Below are 20,006 nucleotides of genomic sequence, written 5' to 3'. Positions count from 1 at the left end.
GCCGACGAATTGCACAGAAGTTACGTGGAGTCGAGTCCGGATATAATTGCGTTCACGCCAATCGTTTTGGAGAAGATGTTGCGTAAACGCCTACCGATTTAGTGGAGAAGTATTCCGGTGAAGCGACATGCGGCAGAATTATGTGAGAAGATGACTTGATCGAACGGCGAAACGGAGCAATCAATCCGTCATCGACAACCCACAAGGAGGATTACACGTGACCACCTACACCAACAAATCGAACGCCGTACGCGCTGCCAAGCGGGAGTTTGGCGAGGGCAACTTCGAAGTGAAGGCCAGCGGCGACGGCCTGTGGGCCTACATCCGCAGCGGCGCGCTGGATGCCGATGCGGCACCCGCGCTCACCAACGAGGAAAAGGCCATCGTTGACAACTCGGTGGTCGTGTCGGCGACCGACGACGGCGCGCTCGTTGGCGAGGCCGAAGACGGCACGCTCACGACGATTGCACCCGCAACCAAAACCGAGGCGTCCACATCGTTCGGCGACCTCGGCGATGGAATGCTCGACTCATTGCTTGCAGCTTTCCACGCCAGCGACACTCGCGACGATGCCTTCATGCGCGGCCTCTTCCGCGCCGCCATCCAGCACGGCATCGACAACAAGCCTGCCAAGACCAAAGCGCCGCGCGACGGCGGGCCGACGCTGCGCGAACAGGCGGCGGCCTTGCTGACCCAAAAAGGCGGCACGACCTCCAAGGCCATCCTCGAACTTACCAAGTGGCCCTCGGTGTCGGTGCCAGCCCTCGCCAAAGCCAGCAAGCTCGACCTGCGCAAGGACAAGGTCGACGGCGTGACCCGCTACTACGGCACGGCGCAAAAAGCCGCCTAACCGACCACACACCCACAAACATGGCGGCTTCGGCCGCCATGTTCTTTTGCCAGTTCGTGACTGTGATGCCGGCTCGCAGAAGTCAGCCTTCAGATACTGCCAGCCAAGAATGACAGCCAGCCTAAACACACAGAAATAGCGGTCCAAGCGGCGGCCGTCTTATTGAGTTCGGCGGATTTCTGGCTGGCCTGCAAAATACCTATCACCCAGCCGTTCGGATCGCCCCCGGGCGGCTCGATAACGCCAAGCTGTTGCCACAGTGGGGTTATCTCCACCTTGCTGGCTTTGTACCATTTCCATGCTGCGAACAGCCCTGTTGCGGCGGCGACAACCGCTAGGACAAAGCTTGCATCCTTCATCTCAGCTTCACGCCCGTGCCGTTGATGAATTCGACCCCGGCTGCCTCAAGGGCGCGCCTCAGTACGTCCAACGTCGCGTGTTGCGGCGCCGATTTCCCACCCTCGAAATTTCTGATGGTAGCGTTGCCGATCTTGGACGCGTCAGCGAGGTGTTGCTGAGACCAATCGAGGAGCGCTCTGGCCGCGCGGCATTGTGCAGGTGTTATCATAGTTGGCTTTATAGCATGCTCTTCTTATTTCGCTAGTCATAGCGAATTTCGCTTGCCGTAGCGTTAATAGCGATTTACGTTACCCCTATCGAATTTCGCTAGAGGAGACCACCGTAATGAACGCACACGTCGAACCCACTGCCATCGATCCCAAGGAATACGAAGCGCTACGTAGTCGGCTGTTCGATCTGGAGGACAACGTCGCCGAACTAGCGAGGCACTGTAGGGCAATGCATATTGTGGCCGACAGCGTTTTTGGAGGACTGCGCACTTGGGAAAAGCACTACCCGCGTGCTACGAGCACCTTCGCTGAGTTACGCGAAGACTTTTCCGTGATGGAGACGATGGTCTGCGACGCCGATGTGTTGGCGAGGAAGCTCAAGGACCTATATTATCGCGGATTCGAAATCGCGCGACCATTGTCGCAGTGAAAGCCACCGTCAGGTCGCCGGGCGAGGCCCGTCTCTCGAAGGGGAGGCGGGCTTTTCGATTGCTCGATACTGTTCGGCGCCTTCGCCGGATGAGTGCGCCTAAAAGTCCGAACGCTGTCAAATCACAGCTGCTCGCTCAAATGACGTTGATTGTTCCACTTCGCGCGCGCATTATTGCCGTGGGTGGGGATCTTCCGAAATGGGCAACGTTGCTGCATTCGACTTTGTGGTGGAGCTTCAGCCACAGTTCGGTCGCTACGCCGATGCCGCTATGCTTCGGCTTCAGTCACTCTATCCTAGCTGTAGGATCGTCAAGAGTGCCGGTGGGATATCGGTAGCGCTAGGGCGCGATGTTACTGAGCATCAGATCCGCAAGGATATTCTTCACGCTGTCTACCGTGAGAAAATTTACGCCGAAACTCTGGCCATGCGGAACTCGCTTGTTGCCGCGGTCACAAGCCGATGAATATCTGGCCCCTCAGGTTTCGGGAACTATCAAACGGGTCCACGCTATTCGCTGACGACGCGGGAGGCTTCTTCAGATCCGGTCAGGGCTTTCTGAGCCGGTATGCCACTGACGACCTAACCGCTGCCGATGTAGCGTTCCTGCGGGAAGGAAATCATGGCTTCGATTGTGAATTCGATTTGTCTTGGACTTCGTTTGCCTACAGGTGGGCTCGGCGCCAGTCCAAGCCACAAAACCTCAGCTATGCGATTCTCGTGCCGACCCTGAGGTGCAATCTTACCTGCGGGTATTGTCAGGTTTCTCGAGCTCCTGAGAATTCTCGGGGTTTTGATTGGTCTGAGGAGACTCTGGCAGGCGTTCTGGCCTTTCTGAGCGGGCTGGACGGCCCCGATGTCAAAATCGAGTTTCAAGGCGGCGAGCCTTTGCTCCGGATAGATTTGCTAGAGGCTGTCCGCGACTACTGCAGAGGGAGATTCTCAAACACCCAATTCGTCGTCTGCACGAACCTGCAGGCCTTGGATGCTCGCGCGTGGGCCTTCCTCGATGCCGAGGACACGTTCATCAGTACTTCCTTTGATGGTGATCGAACCACCCATGAGCGTCAACGCACGCATAGTGCTGATGCAACGGATGCCTTTTTCCAAAACCTGGAAGCCGCGGTATCTCGTTATCCAGCAGGCAAGATATCGGCGCTGCCGACAGTTGATGTTGCGAAACCGCCAGATTTCCACGCGCTCCTCGACAACTTCGAGCGCTATGGCATCAGATCCGTGTATCTGCGACCGATCAACTATCAAGGCTTCGCGCGCAAGCTGGACCAAGGCGACAACGTCCTTGTCCGATGGAACCGCCTCCATTCAGAGTTCATCGAGCTACTCATCGCCCGCAACTACCAGACTGGGCAGTTCATGGAAGAGTACTACTTTGTCCAATGCCTGAAGAGGGTGTTACGTCTCGACGCCGACAATCACGTTGACATTCGGAACCCGAACTTCTTCGCGGCCGATTATGTGGTCATTGATCACGATGGAAAATTCTATCCTACCGATGAAGCCCGGATGCTGTCTCGGATCGGGCGCGTTGATCTCAGCATAGGTGATGTTGCGGCGGGGATAGACCGGGCGAAGGTAGCTTTACTCAACTCCGGAGCTTCTAACCACTTCGACCCTGACTGCATCCATTGCGTCTATCAACCGTTCTGCGGAACGGACGTAATCGATGACATTTCACGATATGGCAGGATAGACGTTGCGCGGCGTGATACGTGGTTCTGCGGCCGGCAGTTGTCAATCTTCGACAAGGTCTTCGAGATCTTATATCGCCAGGATAAACCAACTCGTGCTTCGGTAGCGGCATGGCTCGGTGTGAACAGCTGGAGTGCTGACATGGCGCCGGTTCACTCATGATCCCCCTTCGCATCAAAGTGGAGACGAATGCCGATCGGCCGTACGTGGTAAGGCTTCGTTCGCTCGAAGCAGAAGCATGGGATAGTGCTCCGACCCTACATCCGTCCGAGGCTGCCTTGAAGCACGCTGGTCCAGACGCTGCCGACTACGCGGGCGAGGGCGGAAGGCTACGGGTGCTCGGCATCGATCCTTCCAAAGTCGATGGAGACGTGCTGCTTGTGAACCCGTCGCGTGGAACAGCGGATCGCCTCATCCGCAGTTCGTCGCAGCACAACACCTTCCTCGTTACCGAGCGGTGCGATCAGGTGTGTCTGATGTGCTCCCAGCCACCTAAAAAGCATCACTTCGACCTATTCCCGTATTTCGAAACCGCGGCGTTGCTCGCTCCAGAACATGCAACGATCGGCATCTCCGGCGGAGAGCCGACACTTTTCAAGACTGAACTGTTCCGATTTCTGCAGAGAGTTCTCGAAGCGCGCCCAGATATTTCCTTCCACGTCCTGACAAACGGCCAGCACTTTGATGAAGAGGATCTGAACGCGTTGAGCCACATCGATCTGGGGAGGGTGGTTTGGGGTATACCTCTCTATTCTAGTGATGCAGGTGTGCATGACGAGATCGTCGGCAAAGAAGGAGCGCATGCGCAACTGTTGCGAAATTTAGCGCTGATGTGCCGTCTCGGTGCGCAGATTGAGCTACGCACGGTACTAATGCGTCCAAACGCCGACGGGTTGCCCGGCCTGGCAAGAGTCATAGGGTCGACGCTACCCTTCATCCGCACCTGGGCAGTGATGCAGATGGAGAACATCGGCTTTGGCCGCATGAACTGGAAGAGCCTGTTCTTCGACAGTTCGGAGGGATTCGAATTGGTAGGGCGGTCCATCGACTTCGTGAGAAGCCGCGGTATCGATGCTTGGCTCTACAACTTCCCGCTCTGCACCGTACCGCCTGAATATCGCCATCTAGCACCGGCCACAATCTCCGACTGGAAACGTGCCTACCGCGTTGAGTGTGAAGGTTGCTCGTTAAAGGAAGCATGCGGGGGATTTTTCGAATGGCATCCGCGTGACCACGGATATAGCAGATTGGGGGCTGTCCAATGAAGAAACGGCTTTTCGCGATACCGTCGCTGCTCGCGGCGGGTTTCCTACCTATCAATAGCCAAGCATATCCGGCAAAACCGACGTTCGATGGCGATCTTGGCAAGCGAAAATCCTTGTTCGACATCTTCAAGCTCGACCACCGGTACACCCTAGCGGGGCACAGCAGTCACAGCAGCCACAGTTCGCATTCGAGCCACCGATCCTCGACCGGCGGATATACATACGTTCCGCCGGCACCCGCGCCCTTGTACAGCGCTCCGTCGACACCCGCGCCGTCCTATCAACCGCCCGCACCAACCTATCAGGAATCCGCCCCTGCGCCTGCGCCTTTGAAGGTGCTTCCAGGCAATGCCTACAAGTTCAAAGAGATCGTCCAAGAAGTCGAGTTCGCGCTAATGGCGTTTGGCTACTACACCGGTGAGATAGATGGTGAGATGAGCCCCGAACTGAGATCAGGGCTGCAGCGGATGCAAACAGACTATGGGTTGAAGGTAACTGGTACGATCACACCTGAAACGCTAACTGCGCTGAGAATCGAGGCGCGGTAACGGACGAATCCCGGCAAAAAGAGCTAGACTAGGCTTGGTTCGATGAATGTAGATTTGGATAGAGATCGACCCCGCCCATCCAACATCGCGAGGGTGTGAGAAGCCATGTTAGGGCGCTCTTGCCAGCCCCTTACCTCGACTCACCACTGGAACACCCGGAGCAAACCCAATCGGCTTTGCACCGGCAATAACATTAGCTCGGACCGCCTGCCCGCTATCGGCATTGCCGGCTTCTCGCTCACTCTGCCACCACAACGCAGCTAAACCCGCGACATGCGGGCAGGCCATGCTGGTGCCGTTCATCGCCACTAGTCCACCGCCGGCTCTGGCCGAGACGATGTCTACGCCTGGGGCGCTAAGTCGTGGCCCGACATTGGAGAACGGGGCGATCTCAAAGGCGCCGGCAGCGTTGCGAAGCGCGGCTCCCACCGAGATGATGTCGGGCGAGGCGGCCGCGGGCACGCTGACGCCAATGACATTCTTTGGGCTTATATTCGCGCGGCTTTCGTTGCCCGAAGCCGCGGTTATCACCATCCCTTGGCTCTGCGCGTTCTCCTGCAGCAGATCGGCCACGCATAGCTCGAATTGTTTCAGCGTCTCGCGATAAGCAACGAGCGCGATCGAGGTGGCGAACGGCACGTCTTGACCGGACTTCACTAGCCGCTGCACCATGCCGGGAAAATCGAAGCCGATTGACATCGAAACCACTTGGGCCTTGTTCTCCGCCGCCCAGCGCAGCGCATCGAGCACGGCTTTAGTCGAGCCACGTCCCTTATCGTCGAGCGCCTTGGCGATAAAGACGTCCTTGACGCCCGGCGCCACCCCTATGCGCACATCGTCTACTGCGCCGCCAAAGATAGTGCCGGCGCAATGCGTGCCGTGCCCGTTCCCGTCGGCAAAATCGTTCGGATCGCCCCCGGTGAAGTTGCAACCGATGATCGTCTTACCGGCGAAAGCGGGATGCGCGCCGTCGATACCAGTGTCGATAACTGCGACTCTGACACCTTTGCCGTCCATCATCGACAGATTGGCACCGACGCTTTCGATGCCCCAAGCCATCTTCTTGGCCTTGGCATCGGCCACCGCGTCGACCGAAAGCTGAAGGTCGAAATCCGCGGCGATGCACGGCTCGATCAGCGTCACCGGCATGTTGGGGATGGCGATTAGGCCGGGTGTGTCATTGTGTTGTTGGGCCTCCTCGGCCGTCAGTACGGCCGACGTCACCGAGAGGATCGGGGGCGAGGGCTCGGCCGCCATTTCCAAAGTGCCACCAACAATGCCCTCGTTGATATTGTTGGCACTGCCGGACTGTAGATTGTCCGAGATCACCGGGCGCTCGATGATGATGTACTCCAAGTCCACCGGGCTGAATGCCCGCTTCTGCTTTGCCATGGCCTTTCGCCTCCCTTTCTGAGCTTGGTCGGCCGAAACGCGGCCTATGCGCCCTTCTTGGTGTCGGCCGCTGCCGGCGGGGTCGGCAGGCCGCATTCCTTGTATCCGTCGCGGGCTTTTACATTCAGGCACCAGGGCACCAGAACGCGTACATACGCGTCGGCTATTTCAGGTGCTAGTTCACGCACTTGTTGCAGAATGGCTTCGGCGCGCCCGAACGAGGTTTCGAAAACCGCTCGATAGGAGCCTTCCCGGAAATAGACCGCCGCATCGCCACTGTCAGTCAAGTTCCGATACGCCGGCAGTACAGTATCGACGCCAGCCGTTGCCGCGGCGAGGCTCGGATAGGAGCCGAACACGATGACGGCAGGAGCATCTTCGCGCGCGCCGGACTGCTGGTCGAGGAAGGCGGTGTCGGGGAATGTGCCGGGCGCGTCGTCTAGCCGGCGTGTAATCATCCGCGGCATCTGGCCATGCGACGCAAGCCCCGCTAGCGGCAGGCCCGCGACGAACCGCTCGCGGGCGAGATCGACGATGCGCACCCGCCCGTCGAGGCTGGCGGCGGCGACTTTCGCGCGATCGGGCGAGATCGCGATCTGGTTAACCACCGCTGCGTGTTCTGGCAGGTCGAAACTGCGGGGCGTGTCGCCGGTCAAGTCGATCTGCACCAGCGAATTGTCCGCTTCTCCGACCACAACGAAGCTGCCATCCGGGGCGATGTCAGCGGTGACGGCAGGGGAGTCGATAGGAATCTCGGTAAAGCGGACGGAAATCGGGACGAGTTGCCGGACATCCGTTCTCGCGACGTAGAGCCCTCCCTCGCGGGTGCGCAGCATCAGCTTAGCGCCGTCGGCAGAGAATTTCAGACCATCCGCGTCCGGCAGACCGACCGGGGCAACCACCATCTCAAACGCTTCGCCAGACTGATGAAGCCCAGGGCTGTCGACTTTGCGCCAGACCCTTAGGCTGCCGTCGGCCAAACTGAAGGCAGCCGTCTTACCGTCACCCGATACTTCCATATCCTCTATTGGCTGTCCCATATCGGCGCTGAGGACGGGTAACCCGGTCGCGGTGGCGATCATCTCGAAGGACCGTTCCGAGGTCCCGCGCAGGATGAAATCGCCTGCGCATCCACTTATGTTAGAAAAAGTGCGTTGGGTCTCATCCCTCCGAATTAGATGGAGATCCGTTGCCGAATAAATTTCGATAGAACCATCAAGATTGCACACGACGATTCGTCGGTTATCTGATGAAAAAGAAAGGGATGGCGCACCCATATTCAATTTTGATGGTGCTTCTTTACTCTTCTGAACTATACTTGGTTGGTGGAGATTGTATATATTAAGCTGCCCGTCCAAGCCGATTGTTGCCAACAAATGGCCGTCGGCATTGATCGCGCCAACCTGGCTCATGTGGCCATCCGCGCCGAATGCGGTTGGAGTAAGGCCGTTCACAAGGTCGATTTCGCGCGGCAGCGGGTCTGCGACCGTCACAAGCGCAACGGTGGCATCGAACATCCAGATCAACGCAGCATCACGGTTGCGGTCGACTGATATCGCAGCAATACCCCTTCCACCCGATTTTTGCGAATCCGAGGCCATTTTCAAAGCCGCCCTACGAACTACATCAGAAACCGCTCCGCCAAAATAAATTGCATCGGCCATAGCGGGAAACGTGATTGGGCCTTCATTGTAGACGAACGGCTCCGGCAATCTGAGCGGCTCACTAAAGGCGCCGTCTTTGTTAATTGTGGTCATAAAGTATTCTTCGGCTTGAGTACCGGCGTTCCATTTGCTAACAACAATCCGGCTGCCATCATTGCTGATTGTTCTGAGCGTATATTTCCCGGCAATGGCTTGAGTATGCCAGTTTGTAGCGGGAAGGCCCGCTTCGTTTAGCTGATAGTTGAAGGCAGAGAGATCGTTGACCAGTAGGCTTTGCTGCGGCTTGTCGGGGATGGCCTTAAATACCGAGATCAGTCCATCAGCGTTTGCAGCAGCAATCACTGGGCTGCTTATGGTGCCGCCGGCGGCAACGGCGACCACAGGAGAGCGCGTCACTGCCGCACCAGAACGCGGCGGGATCATCGCGGCGCCCGCCGTGCCGATCCGGAACGGCATCAACTCCTTGCTTCGTTTGAGATCAGTCTGAAGAAGGTCGATGGCAAATACCTGCCCGTTGTCCGTACCGGCGACTGCAAAGGTGCCGTCCGGCGTCGCGGCCAATGCCCGGACGTTCCCGAGGCTTTCCACCTGGCCGACCTCCCGTGGCTTTCCGTCCGCACTGACATCGTAGCGAAAAAGACCCGTCACCGGCGTCAGCGGCGCCATTTGTTGTTGCTGCTGCTGATTGGCCGGCAGTATGCGGCGTCCGGCGACAATAGGCACCGGTGCTCCAGGGCCAATAGCAAAAAGCCCGTCGTCGGCCTCCAGATCAGTCGTCCCGGTGCCCAGAAATACTCGCCGCAAAGGAGCGGCGGAGGGTGCCCCTGGCTCGAATTTCTGAGTGAGATTGGCGCTGACAACGACCGAGAAGAAGCCGTGAGTTCCAACTCCTCCTTTCATTGGCAAGCCAGCGATACCGACGATCGGGTCCTTCGTCGCCGTCATCGATACCGTCCGACCGTCGCCTATGCCATGAAGATGGAACGCACCGCTGGCCGTTCCGATCCCAATCTGGTCGTCGGCTAGCCACACCAAGCTAGTCACCATCTCCTGTGCGACATTTGGCTGAGCGATCTCTCCGTCGAGCGCGGTTTCGGCACCGCCCACGAGCCACTGGACGCAGAATCCTGCCGCCAGCGCGCCGACGAGGACAAAACCGGTCGCCGGGACGCGCCACATGAGACGAAGCGCGCCATGTAGGCCGGTTTTTAAGCGTCGCAGGTATCCACGCGTGGCCGCAGGGAACCGCCCAGATATGGTGCTGACGTCTCGCGCCTGCGGCTGATATTGCGTGGCGCCAGTTGAGGGCGCGTCGGTAGCCTGCCCGGAACGCGTTAACGACTGCGAAGCATCCGGGTCAGCCGACAACGATCCAGTTGCCCGATTGGGTGTCTGCTCAAGGTTGGTAGCTTGTTCCTCTCTTAGTCCGGGGCCGGTTTTCGCCGGTTCATCGAAAGTCTCCTGGTGTTGCAACCGATCACTGCTCTGTGGCGCCAGCGGTTGCTGGTGTTCCATCCCTTCAAGTTCAGGCTTTTCCGATTCCGCCATCATCCGAGCACCTCGCTGGGGTCACGTGACGGCATGGCTGAAGTGTCGCTATTCTCGCCCCGCTGCTCAAGTCCCAGCGCTGCGGACGAGCGCCCGGCAAACCAGCCGAGACTTTTCAGACGCCGGTAAACCGCGACCGCCAGCAGACCGAAAGCCGTGACGACCGCAACCGCTATCAGCGGCAGCCATACACCTGGCGCGTGCGGCGCGTTGGCGCTTGACGGCCAGAACCGCAGCATCGCCCAGCACCAAAGCCCGATGGCCGCGATGGCGGCGACACGCACCAGCACAATGCGAAGCGCGCGCCGGCGGAAAATTGCGCTGCTGACCGACAGGTGCAGCGTTGGCAATACCTCGGGCATGTCACGCAGCATGAAGTCGGCCACCACCTCGTCGGGCGCGATCTCGGCGCCGTTCTCGTCGGGCAGCCAGATGGTTAGCCCCCGCCTATCTCGGGCTTCTCTGTGCGATTTCTCCGCGGCAGTGGCCTTGGAAGACACGCTTTCAGCCGCGCGCGCACTGCTTAGCATCGCCGCCAGCGTCCGGCCAACCGCGCTGCGCTTATCGGGGGGCAACGCCGCAAACAGGCTTTCGCGAAGCCATAACGGCATGCGGCCTTGCCGGAACCAAGGCAGCATGCAGAGCTTGGCCATATCCTCCTCCTCGTAGATAGGCCCACGCGAGCCGTAAAGTCGGGTGCCGAGATAGACGGTGATTGCGTAGCGCAACTGCGGATAGCCGGCGCAGGCCGCCAGCCAGTAGAAGCCGTCGGCGCCGAGCCACTTGCGCAGGGCCTCGACCAGTTCGGCACGCAGCCCATCGGGTGGAGCTATGTCGGAAAGCATTAGATAGTCGTTGTCGCGCACCATTTCGGGGCGCGGCGGCACCGAGTGCGTGGCGCCGAGCAGGGCGGCCGTCGCCTTCAACCAGTCCTGGATACGCTCGACCAGTTCGCGGATACCGCCGCCCGAGACTGGCGATGGCGGACGCCAGCGGGCGATGCGGCGCGTGCCGAAGCCGGCAGCGAGATCCTGAAACCCTTCCGATGTTGCACGGCCGATCGGGGCGGCAAGTGCTGCGGACAGGTTCATCTCTCGCTCGCCCCATTCCGCCATGGGTATCGGCGTCAGCAGCATGCGCGCCGGCCATGCGCGCAGGTTCTCGGCAACGAATGGATAAGGTCGCATGGAAAAGTAGTCGATGAGGTCGTTGCCGTCGGTGACTAGAACGAGCTGTGCGTCGCCGTGCAATTCCTGCAGAGCGCGCAGGTCGAGCGGCCCCGATTGCGTGCTGCGCGCGCTGGCGCCGACCAGCGTGCGTGGGTCCGGACTGTATTCGTAGACGTTGAGGGTGGCGCCGCCCGCCTCAAGCGCGGCAATGAGCCTAGCGATGCGCTCGCGCTCATGGTCGTTGTCGCGGTGGCGCGGTACCAGGAACAGGAATTCCGCCGAACGGCTGCGCGTGCCGAAGACGGGCTGGGCGAACCCGCCGCGCTGCACCGTCTGCGCGATGCTGCGCCTGACGTCAAGCCGTCCGGAGGGCACTGGCGGGTGCCATGAAATCTGCCGCGCCAACCGGCGTTCGGGCTTCGGCGCGGTGTTGGCGAGCTCGCGCGAGGCAATCGGCGTCGGTGTGCCGCGTAGGCTTTCCGGCGGGTTGGTCAGTGCGGCGTTCCATGCGCGCCAGCCGCTGACAAGAGCCCAGCCGAGCACTGGCAGCAGAGGGAGGAAGAGCAGCCAGCGTGGCCAGTCGGGCCAGCGTCGGGGAACCGGTTGCATGCCGCCTTGCAGCACGGGCTGGTCGAGCGCCGCCGCCACGACACGCGCGACATCGGCTACCGTGACCTTTGCCCTGGAGTTGAGGATCGGCCTGGCGAGCGTGTCGGGAATCCTGACACCTATGGCATCCTGCAGCACACCGACCAATTGAAGGACATCGCCGTCGTCCATTCCGCTATCGGCAAGCAGCGAGGATCCGGTCACCCTGCTGACATCGACTTTGAAGCGGTCGGCGATGGTGCGGCGGACCAACTCCTCCGTTTCGCCATAGCGAAAGGCCTCTATCCTGGCATAGAGCCGGGCCTGGGCGCCTTCGGCATCGTCGGGCGTTTCCTGCGTCGCTACGTCGATGCCGAGCTTCAGCCGGTCGCGGTCGAGCCCGGTCGCCAGATCGAGTTCGGCGGCCGCAAGCGAATACTGGCCGAGCGCATAGGCGCCGGCGAGCGTCGGCGGGATCGGTTCGTACGCCGGCAGCGGCCAGCGCTTCAGCATCGCCTGCAGGAACAGCGCCGGCTCGCCGACGAAGTCGGCTTCGCCGGCATAATATTCGGCCAGCGTATAGGGCGAGATGCTGAACCTGTATTGTTCCGCGGCCGCTATCGTTATGTCGAGGAAGCGCAGCCGAGCCGAGCGCGCCTCGTCCACCGGCCGCGACGGATCGGTTGCGACTTGCGCTGGTGCCGCGGCATGCGGGTCGGCGGTGACGCAGGCAGGCGGACAGTTTGACGGGGCGGGTTCGTCCTTCCCGCCGAAACTCGCCCAAAGCCACAGCGACAGGACAGCCCCCGCCAGTACCCCGATCGCGGCCCCCGTCTCTCGGCGGACGACGACGTGAAGGAGGGCCTTCCAGATGTCGGCCAAACCAACTCGGGGTCGTGGCCGCGGTTTCGATTTCTCGACAGGCGGCACGGTCGGCCCCCGCCCTAGCTCCGCCTCGGTTCCGACCGCCGGCTCGAAATACCCCGGCAGTGGGTTGTCCTCGATCGCGCGGTCGAGCGCCGCCGCCGACTCGCGCGTCTCGGCAAGGACGGGCGTGAGATAACGGCGCCAAAGCGCCTTTGCGCTCTCCTCCCCGACGCGTCGCCAGCAGGCGCCGACATTGAGCCCGGTCATCGTCATGATGGCGTCGGCGCGCTGGCGGATGGACACATGCTGCAAGGTGGCGCCGACACCTGCCGTGATCCGTTCGCGCTCATAGGCCAGGAAGAAGGCGCTGAGCTCGGCCTCATCCCACACAAAGCGATAGGGTTCCGCGTGTTGCATGGCGCTGGCCGCTTGTTCAGCCCGCCTTTGACGGCAGCAGGGCGCGCAGGAGGTCGCGGTCGTTTTTCAGCTTGGCCAGCGCCACCATCGCCGCCTCCAGCCGCACGCCGAGCGGTTCCTGGTCCGCGCCCCTGGGCGAAGCTAGCAAGAACGCGGCGTCGACGATCTCGGAGACGCCGGCCTTCTTGTCGACAGGCTGGTTACGGAACCTGCCGACAAGGCCTAGCAACGCAGCTCGGTCGCCTTCGTCTAGCACCAGATTGACGCCGGTCTTGAGAAAGCGCCGCTTGAGGTTGTTTTCGATGATCTCGTGCAGCTGTGTGTCGTCGGGAAACTGAATTTGGTGGAACACGCAGCGGCGCAGGAAGGCGTCGGGAAGTTGGCGTTCCTCGTTCGAGGTGATGACGATGATGGGTCGGAGCAAAGGATCCGCGGGGAAACTCGGCGTCTGCGGGCGCTTCGATTCGGGACCCGCGTTGCTGCTGCCCAGTTCGGGCACGGCAAACTGCAAGGTCTCGATTTCGGACAGCACGTCGTTGGGAAAATCGCGTGATGCCTTGTCGATTTCGTCGATGATGACAATCGAGCGCTGTGCGTGTCGGTCCTCTTTCGGCAGGTCGGATTGGGGGTCTTCAGGATGTAGATAGGCTCGCTCGCCGTCGAGCATGTGAGCGACGCTGGCGTAAGGTTGCGCATCGAGGATAGCCGCCCCGAGCGCCTGGTAGTCGATGTAGTTGGCCGCAGTCACCGGCTTTTCGTGGTCGGCGTTGCGGAAGTTCGCGTCGCGAAAACGTCGAACCGCGTCATAAACGTAGAAGAGGTCACGGGCTTCGGAGACTGACCGTGTCGAAAAGAAATAGAGCCTGGAAATGCCAAGCCGCCGGGCGATCGCAAAGCCAAGCTCGGTCTTGCCGCCGCCCGGCTCTCCCGAGACTAATAACGGCCGTCCGAGCCCGATTGCAACATCGACCGCAGCTTCCAGTTCCGGATTGAAGACGTAGCCCTTGCCCTTGTAATACTCCGCCATGCCATTGGCAGTCAGCGGCGCTTCCTTATCCTCTTTTTGATCCGAGAAGGAATTGAACCACATTGCCGCTGTTTCCTATTTTCTTGTTATCTCGCAAAAAACCTTGGTAATGTCCCTGAGCTTGGGCTCAAGTGCCGCGAACGGTATTTTCTGGTCCGCAAAAATATCGTCCATCCGGTTGCACAGATCCTCGCTGTTTATCTGGAAGGCGTTGTTGATCGCCGAGATCCATCCCTTCATCTGATCGCGGCTCATGTCATCGAAATTCAAACACTGGCCAAGATTTGAACCCTTAGGTGGCGGACTTGCCCAGAGTTCCGCGACCGATGCGCGCTCGGCTGCCCATTTTCGGGGCGTTGGCGCATTATCCTGATAGATGAAGAAGACTTGGAACTTAGCCTGTCCAGTGCCAAGCAGGGGTGTGCAACAGCGTGCAACTTCGGTGATGAGCTGGCGCTCCCGCTCGAAGTCAAATCTTGCGAATGTTTGGCCGATGGCAAAGACCGTTCCTTGATCTTGCCTGATCTCGCTTTCGATCTTCCGGACGATCTTGGCGGCTGCGTCGACAGGCGTCAGACGCGTGTCGACGGAGGCCGACCCGTCCCCCCAACCGTTTTCGGAGAGGCCCTCGTTGAGGAAGCGTGAGATCCGCTCCTGCAGTTCAGGGCGAGGCAGCTGTTTCAGGCCAAGACTGGCCTCTCGCAGGCGCCGCATAAAGAACTCCAGCCCATCAACTGAGCGGCAGGCAATAGCATGCACTACGCTGTTTGCGGTGTTAATAGAATCGAGGATGTCCCACTGAGGATCATCCCGATCGAGCAATGCCATAGCCCGCTTGTGCCGCGTTTTGAGAAGTTCCAGTTTGATCGCTTCTTGGGTCGGATCGAAAATGGTCCTGATCGGCGGATCCTTCGCCGGCAGCATAGATTGATAGATCGGCGAGTGGCAGAGTTGCGCAACTATAGCGCCGAGGGGTATCGCGCGCTGACCGGGGGGCAGGGGTCTCTGATTTGGAAACTGTTCGCCGAGCGCCGACTCCGGATCACCGGCATGGTGCAGGGCGATTGGCTCCAGATTGTCACCATAGCAGATCGCGCCGGACGAGCCGTGCTGGGTATTCGCATCATGTGCAACTCGCAGCCAGCCTACATCAACCTCCGTGACCCTTCCCCGCGTCTCACCCATGGGCAGGCTCTGGAACTGGTTTTCGACGAACCCGCAGGGATGATGGTAGAGAACGATGTTGGCGCCGGTCGTGGGGCGCGTTTCGGGCGCGGGCAAGATAAGCCAGCCCCGCTTGGCCGGCTTGGTTCCGTCGGGCCAACCGGCCGCATTGCCTGCGGGCAAGGGCTCTTCGCCTATCCTTCTAGCAAGCCGGATAACTGCGTAATCGAGTTTATCAGGCGCGGGGGGCTCTTGGATGTTGAGGTCACGTTTGGCGAATGGCGAGAATGCCGGCAACCAATCAGTTGCCGCTAGCCCGAAACTTTCCCCCGCGCCCTGTTGAAAGTAGTCGAAATGAATTCGCGCGTCGGCGAGGCGCCTTGGGTTGTCTTGCAACGACTTTTGCAGCTTCTGAATGACATGAAAATTTGTTAGCACGAGATCGGGGGCGATCAGCACCCCGGTGCCATTGACACCAGCGAAGTCCTCGAGCGCGCAGGTCCAGCTTCTGCGCTGCGCTCGCAACTGCGCGTCGTTCGGCAATTCGGCCCCCGTCCAACCCCTCATAGCAGCTCAGACTTTATCATAAGCGTGAATTAGGCAAAACAAATATGCTCTTCCGAAGTAGAATACCCGCCTTACAGCGCGGCAAAGCAAGTGGACAGCTTTCTGAAACTCTCCTCTCACACGGGCAGGCAAACATTACTGGGGAGCTGCGTCGTGGCTGACAAGTGCCCAAGCCACTAGCAATAATGGAATAGAAACCGCTTCACAGCGAGGCTACCGGGACTCTGGAGCTCGGTCGCGTCAAAACGCTAACTCACGCTTTCTTCGCGAACGCCCACACCATAAGCGGATACTCCTCGTCGTTGCTCAGATCCCGCCACACGCCATAAGCCCGCACAGGGCCGCCGATATGCGCCCTGGCGCAGGCCTTGTTGCCCCAGCCGAAGGCCTGCACGTCGTCCTCGGCGAAGCCACCTTCGACCATCAGTTGCTTGAGGCCCGCGGGCGTCCAGCGGTTGTAGTCGTGCGGGCGGGCATGCACGCGAAACAGGAAGGGCGTCGCTACCATCGCCCAACCGCCGGGCTTCACCATGGCGTGGATGTTGGCCACGGCCGTCTGCGGGCGCTGCACATGCTCCAGCACCTGGTCGGCGATGACGACGGAATATTGCTCCTCGGTGCGATCCTTGCAGATGTCGAAGTCGGGAAAATCGACCGAGCGGTAGTCCGGGCACAGCGCCCGCCAATAGCGGTTCCAGCCCGGCGAAATCTCGATCACGTCGCGCGACTTGCGGTTGGCTGCTTCGAGAAACGTGGTGAAAGCTTCGATCTGGCGGATGCGCAGCCAATTGCGGTTGTCATAGCGAAGTAGCCGCTTCACCGCGTGTTTGCCCCGATTTTTCAGGGCGCCGGCAAGGCTTGTCATTCTCGACCTCCTCCTCCTGCCCGCCGCCCGATCTCCTTATCCCGCAAACCGTGCAAAAGAATGACAGCACGGAGGAGACCGGCATCAAAGGCGCCGATCTCCCGCCGGTCAGACGCTTCAATCAATAATTGCCGTTGTAATAGCGGTCATCGCAGGGCGCGGTGTAGATGCGGCCGTAGCGGTCCTGGTAGCGGCAGAGCTGGTCGCCGCGGCGCTGCGGCGTGGTGGCCGAGCCGACGACGGCGCCGAGCAGCGCGCCGCTCGCGGCGCCGATAACCGTGCTCTTGGTGTTGCCGCCGATCGCTTGGCCGACCAGGGCGCCGCCGGCGCCGCCGATCAGCGCGCCGGTGGTGGCCCGCTGCTGGCCTTCGGTCTGCGTCTCGCAGCCGGCGAGCGCGGCGGTCATGAGCACGGCCAGAATAGCCTTCTTGATGATCATCGCTAGAACTCCTCTGAAGCCCCAGGGATTGGAAAACGGGGGCGGAAGGGCCAAGTGCGGTCGCATTGCGGCGGAACGGCGGCACGTCGGCTCACGAAGTGAATCACGGTTTCCCGGCAGTTGAACACCATGGTTGCCAAACGGGAAAGGTATTGCCCGCGACGGTAAACAGCGCCCCGCTCCGCTCGCCAACGGCGGGACCAACATGCTGCTCTTGCCACAAGCCTATAGGCCCCTAGCTTACGGAGTCGGCACGACGGCGCAAGATGATGGACAAGGCTACATCGACCCGTACCACTCCTGAAGGGAGGCGGAGGGTTCGCGCTGCGCAGTATGTGCGCATGTCGAAAGAGCAGCAGACCTACTCGATCGAAAACCAGAAAGACGCCATCCGCGATTATGCCGATATCATGGGCTACGAGATCGTCGCCACTTACGAGGACGCCGGTCGCAGCGGCCTCATGTTGGAAGGGCGCCGCGGCCTGCAAAGTTTGCTCGCCGATGTGGAGAGCGGCCGCGCCGATTTCGAAACCATCATTGTCTATGATGTGAGCCGCTGGGGACGCTTTCAGAACATCGATGAAAGCGCCTCCTACGAATACCGCTGCCATATGGCCGGAGTTCGGATCGAATTCTGTGCCGAGCAGTTCTTGAACGATGGCAGTATCGGCTCGGACGTGCTCAAGGCCATCAAACGCAGCATGGCGGCCGAGCACAGCCGCATGCTATCGCAAAAGACGTTCATAGGGCAGGCAAGGCTGATCCGATTGGGATTCCGCCAGGGTGGGAAGCCAGGGCTCGGCTTAAGACGCCAAGTCATGGACCATTATGGACGTCCAAGACTTATTCTCTCCGAGCACGAGCAAAAGAGCGTGCACACCGACAGAACGATCCTGGTGCCCGGGCCGCCCGAAGAGGTTGCAACGGTTCGGTGGATCTTCCGTCAGTTCGTCAAAACGCAGATGACAGAACTCGAGATGGCAAGGCTCCTGAACAAGCGCGGCGTGCCGACGGACCTTGGGCGACCGTGGAAGCGAGAAACCGTGCGCGGCGTTCTGACCAATGAAAAATACGTCGGCACCAATGTCTGGAACAGGCGCTCCCGCAAGCTCAAAGCAAAGGCCGTGAGCAATCCTCCTGAACAGTGGGTGCGCGCGGAAGGCGCATTCGAGCCGATTGTAGGCCGCAAGCTGTTCGATCGGGCTCAAGCGATCCACAGAAAGCTCTATTCGCATCTGCGCCTGAGCAATGATGAGATTTTGGCTGCACTTAGGAAGGTCCTGGCGCGTTACGGCGCCCTGTCCAGCTCGATCATCGAGGCTGCGCCTGAATGCCCCAAGGCCAGCTTTTATCATCATCGCTTCGGAAGCCTTCTGAAGGCCTACGAATTGATTGGGTATCAGCCGCCCAAGAACTGGCAGTTTATCACATCGCGAGAGCGGCTGGCGTCGCTGCGAACTCAGGCGATCGGGGACCTGCTGGCCGCGATCGGATGCGTTGGCGGGAAGGCGACCTACGACAGAGAGGCCGACCTGTTGCGCATCAACGACGAGTTCACGGTTGCGGTCGAAATCGCACGCTGCCGCGCTTCCGACCACGGCTACCCTTTCTGGTCCTTGGACACCCAACGCCAGTCGGTGGCCGACATTTTCACCCTGATCAGGATGCGCCCTGGTGACCTGCTCATTCGGGACTACCTCATTGCCCCCGCTTCTGAAATCGTAGGCAAATCGCAATTGGCCGCGAACAATGGAGCGCAGCTGGACACCTATCTCTTTTCCACGCTCGACCCCCTCGTCAAGCTGTCAGCGCGAGCCAGTGCGGAGACCCTATGGTGCAGTTCAAGCGTCGTTTGACCCGCGAAGCAGCCTACAAGGCTTTACACGGCAGCGCTGAGAGGCACGCCCGCGAAATTGCTGCCGATCAACCCGGTTCGAAGGAGAAGCTGTTCGCGCCCAAACTGTTTCCGGCCTACAAGGCGGCGTGCCGCCGCAAGCGCGATTTCATCCGAAAAACCGAGGAAGCGGAACACTGCCTAGGCCGTCTGGCGGAAGCGCTTCGCGTGATAATGAATGACAAAGAGTTTCTCTCGTTGCTGAGGTCGGAGGGGCTTGCCACCATCCCAAATTGCTTGGTGCAGAGGTTACACGACGACGCTACGTTAGAGACGGCAACAGCAAAGCATGCCGGCATGTCGCCTGCGGGCAGCAGTGCGAGCCAGCAACCTGTCAGCGGGATTTGCCCGGACGTGCTCGCTTTCCTCCAGGACTGCTTTGTAAAGGTGAAGATCTTCGGTTTGCTGCGGCATGTGCTCCCGGCCAGGCAAATGGAAATTGCCCGACTGATGGTCGCCATGGAGCGGGTCACATTCACATACACAAAGATCCTTGTCGCCTTTACGCCGCGTCCTCTGCTGGCCGAGGGTTTCGATCCCACGACGATAGCCAACGTGTCTGAAGACCAACTCGGCGCGATGACGCCAGAACTTGGCCGACTAAGCACTGAGTTTCTGAGCACTGTGGAGCGACATGGCTCTGTGAGCTTGGAACTGTTGGCGGCGGGCCGCTATTTTGACCGGCTGATGGATAATTCCAAGGTGGTGCGGTATCTGGCTCATAACTTCCCAAGCCAATTTGAAGAGTTTCACAGCTTGTCGGTGCCCGCCCTCGGGTGAGGAGTGCCGACACGTGGCGGCACGCTCAATGATCGTTGCCTCGCGAAAGCGGATTGATGAAGCATTCATGCCAAAGTGCACCCAACATATGAAGGTGGCGCATTGAGCTTAGCCACACAGCTCCAGATTGGCATTGACGCTGTGAAGAGTGATGGCAGCGATGTCGGTGAGCACCGTACTCACATATCGCTCTCATATTGCGAGATGTCGTTGTTTTGCACTTTGCCCTTGGATGCAAAATAACTCTGTGGAA

16 protein-coding genes are annotated in these 20,006 nt (G+C 59.9%); 7 read left to right on the top strand and 9 right to left on the bottom strand.

Annotated features, from left to right (window positions below; all coding sequences use genetic code 11):
• The first annotated feature begins 217 nt into the window (after positions 1-217).
• Complete coding sequence (locus KVT37_RS01050; protein WP_217568778.1) at positions 218-850, top strand: hypothetical protein; 633 nt, start codon at positions 218-220, stop codon at positions 848-850.
• 89 nt (positions 851-939) lie between these two features.
• Here the strand turns inward: KVT37_RS01050 and KVT37_RS01045 are convergent, their stop codons facing one another.
• Positions 940-1,209, bottom strand: coding sequence for a hypothetical protein (locus KVT37_RS01045; RefSeq protein WP_217568776.1), 270 nt, complete (start codon positions 1,207-1,209; stop codon positions 940-942).
• On the bottom strand, positions 1,206-1,418 hold the full coding sequence (locus tag KVT37_RS33970; RefSeq protein WP_368860633.1) for a helix-turn-helix domain-containing protein: 213 nt from the start codon (positions 1,416-1,418) through the stop codon (positions 1,206-1,208). The genes KVT37_RS01045 and KVT37_RS33970 overlap by 4 nt, the downstream gene beginning before the upstream one ends.
• Before the next feature lie 116 nt (positions 1,419-1,534).
• On the opposite strand from KVT37_RS33970, the gene KVT37_RS01040 reads away from it, so the two are divergent.
• From KVT37_RS01040 to hxsA, 4 genes are all read left to right on the top strand, one after another.
• Positions 1,535-1,849 (top strand): hypothetical protein, encoded by a 315-nt coding sequence (locus tag KVT37_RS01040; protein WP_217568774.1) that lies wholly within the window; start codon positions 1,535-1,537, stop codon positions 1,847-1,849.
• Between the two features lie 462 nt (positions 1,850-2,311).
• Positions 2,312-3,721, top strand: coding sequence for a His-Xaa-Ser system radical SAM maturase HxsB (gene hxsB, locus KVT37_RS01035; RefSeq protein ID WP_217568772.1), 1,410 nt, complete (start codon positions 2,312-2,314; stop codon positions 3,719-3,721).
• Positions 3,722-3,837: 116 nt separating this feature from the next.
• Positions 3,838-4,824 (top strand): His-Xaa-Ser system radical SAM maturase HxsC, encoded by a 987-nt coding sequence (gene hxsC / locus KVT37_RS01030; RefSeq protein WP_306796725.1) that lies wholly within the window; start codon positions 3,838-3,840, stop codon positions 4,822-4,824.
• Positions 4,821-5,372: a His-Xaa-Ser repeat protein HxsA gene (hxsA, locus tag KVT37_RS01025; RefSeq protein ID WP_217568768.1), complete on the top strand. Its 552-nt coding sequence runs from the start codon at positions 4,821-4,823 to the stop codon at positions 5,370-5,372. The genes hxsC and hxsA overlap by 4 nt, the downstream gene beginning before the upstream one ends.
• Positions 5,373-5,480: 108 nt before the next feature.
• Here the strand turns inward: hxsA and KVT37_RS01020 are convergent, their stop codons facing one another.
• The 7 genes from KVT37_RS01020 to KVT37_RS00990 all read right to left on the bottom strand — a co-directional run bounded on the left by KVT37_RS01020 (position 5,481) and on the right by KVT37_RS00990 (position 17,079).
• On the bottom strand, positions 5,481-6,764 hold the full coding sequence (locus KVT37_RS01020; protein ID WP_217568766.1) for a S8 family serine peptidase: 1,284 nt from the start codon (positions 6,762-6,764) through the stop codon (positions 5,481-5,483).
• A gap of 44 nt (positions 6,765-6,808) precedes the next feature.
• Positions 6,809-9,979 (bottom strand): WD40 repeat domain-containing protein, encoded by a 3,171-nt coding sequence (locus KVT37_RS01015; RefSeq protein ID WP_217568764.1) that lies wholly within the window; start codon positions 9,977-9,979, stop codon positions 6,809-6,811.
• Positions 9,976-13,017 carry an acyl carrier protein gene (locus tag KVT37_RS01010; protein ID WP_217568762.1) on the bottom strand — a complete coding sequence of 1,014 codons (3,042 nt, stop codon included), beginning with the start codon at positions 13,015-13,017 and terminating at the stop codon, positions 9,976-9,978. Before KVT37_RS01010 ends, KVT37_RS01015 begins: the two co-directional genes overlap by 4 nt.
• Before the next feature lie 16 nt (positions 13,018-13,033).
• Positions 13,034-14,107 (bottom strand): MoxR family ATPase, encoded by a 1,074-nt coding sequence (locus KVT37_RS01005; protein ID WP_217568760.1) that lies wholly within the window; start codon positions 14,105-14,107, stop codon positions 13,034-13,036.
• Between the two features lie 12 nt (positions 14,108-14,119).
• Entirely contained in the window at positions 14,120-15,751 is a 1,632-nt protein-coding gene (locus KVT37_RS01000; RefSeq protein WP_217568758.1) for a serine protease, read from the bottom strand.
• 277 nt (positions 15,752-16,028) lie between these two features.
• Complete coding sequence (locus tag KVT37_RS00995) at positions 16,029-16,640, bottom strand: methyltransferase domain-containing protein (RefSeq protein ID WP_217568756.1); 612 nt, start codon at positions 16,638-16,640, stop codon at positions 16,029-16,031.
• Positions 16,641-16,761: 121 nt separating this feature from the next.
• Positions 16,762-17,079: a YMGG-like glycine zipper-containing protein gene (locus KVT37_RS00990; RefSeq protein ID WP_127234358.1), complete on the bottom strand. Its 318-nt coding sequence runs from the start codon at positions 17,077-17,079 to the stop codon at positions 16,762-16,764.
• A 266-nt stretch (positions 17,080-17,345) separates the two neighbouring features.
• Between KVT37_RS00990 and KVT37_RS00985 the strand changes: the two genes are divergently transcribed.
• Both KVT37_RS00985 and KVT37_RS00980 read left to right on the top strand, forming a co-directional pair.
• Complete coding sequence (locus tag KVT37_RS00985) at positions 17,346-18,935, top strand: recombinase family protein (RefSeq protein ID WP_306796724.1); 1,590 nt, start codon at positions 17,346-17,348, stop codon at positions 18,933-18,935.
• Complete coding sequence (locus KVT37_RS00980) at positions 18,911-19,753, top strand: plasmid partitioning protein RepB C-terminal domain-containing protein (protein ID WP_217568754.1); 843 nt, start codon at positions 18,911-18,913, stop codon at positions 19,751-19,753. The genes KVT37_RS00985 and KVT37_RS00980 overlap by 25 nt, the downstream gene beginning before the upstream one ends.
• Positions 19,754-20,006: the final 253 nt, after the last annotated feature.

The sequence above is a fragment of the Mesorhizobium sp. GbtcB19 genome (genome assembly GCF_019091085.1).
GTDB lineage: Bacteria > Pseudomonadota > Alphaproteobacteria > Rhizobiales > Rhizobiaceae > Mesorhizobium.
The sequence above is the reverse complement of the archived record's forward strand: the minus strand, read 5'-3'. Positions and strand labels throughout refer to the sequence as shown.

What these genes read in the sequence shown, in the direction of transcription:
- hxsB (WP_217568772.1), top strand. Translation starts at nt 2,312, where the DNA reads ATGAATATCTGGCCCCTCAGGTTTCGGGAACTATCAAACGGGTCCACG.
- hxsA (WP_217568768.1), top strand. Translation starts at nt 4,821, where the DNA reads ATGAAGAAACGGCTTTTCGCGATACCGTCGCTGCTCGCGGCGGGTTTC.
- KVT37_RS01040 (WP_217568774.1), top strand. Translation starts at nt 1,535, where the DNA reads ATGAACGCACACGTCGAACCCACTGCCATCGATCCCAAGGAATACGAA.
- KVT37_RS01015 (WP_217568764.1), bottom strand. Translation starts at nt 9,979, where the DNA reads ATGATGGCGGAATCGGAAAAGCCTGAACTTGAAGGGATGGAACACCAG.
- KVT37_RS00980 (WP_217568754.1), top strand. Translation starts at nt 18,911, where the DNA reads ATGGTGCAGTTCAAGCGTCGTTTGACCCGCGAAGCAGCCTACAAGGCT.
- KVT37_RS00985 (WP_306796724.1), top strand. Translation starts at nt 17,346, where the DNA reads ATGATGGACAAGGCTACATCGACCCGTACCACTCCTGAAGGGAGGCGG.
- KVT37_RS01045 (WP_217568776.1), bottom strand. Translation starts at nt 1,209, where the DNA reads ATGAAGGATGCAAGCTTTGTCCTAGCGGTTGTCGCCGCCGCAACAGGG.
- KVT37_RS01010 (WP_217568762.1), bottom strand. Translation starts at nt 13,017, where the DNA reads ATGCAACACGCGGAACCCTATCGCTTTGTGTGGGATGAGGCCGAGCTC.
- KVT37_RS00995 (WP_217568756.1), bottom strand. Translation starts at nt 16,640, where the DNA reads ATGACAAGCCTTGCCGGCGCCCTGAAAAATCGGGGCAAACACGCGGTG.
- KVT37_RS33970 (WP_368860633.1), bottom strand. Translation starts at nt 1,418, where the DNA reads ATGATAACACCTGCACAATGCCGCGCGGCCAGAGCGCTCCTCGATTGG.
- KVT37_RS01020 (WP_217568766.1), bottom strand. Translation starts at nt 6,764, where the DNA reads ATGGCAAAGCAGAAGCGGGCATTCAGCCCGGTGGACTTGGAGTACATC.
- KVT37_RS00990 (WP_127234358.1), bottom strand. Translation starts at nt 17,079, where the DNA reads ATGATCATCAAGAAGGCTATTCTGGCCGTGCTCATGACCGCCGCGCTC.
- KVT37_RS01005 (WP_217568760.1), bottom strand. Translation starts at nt 14,107, where the DNA reads ATGTGGTTCAATTCCTTCTCGGATCAAAAAGAGGATAAGGAAGCGCCG.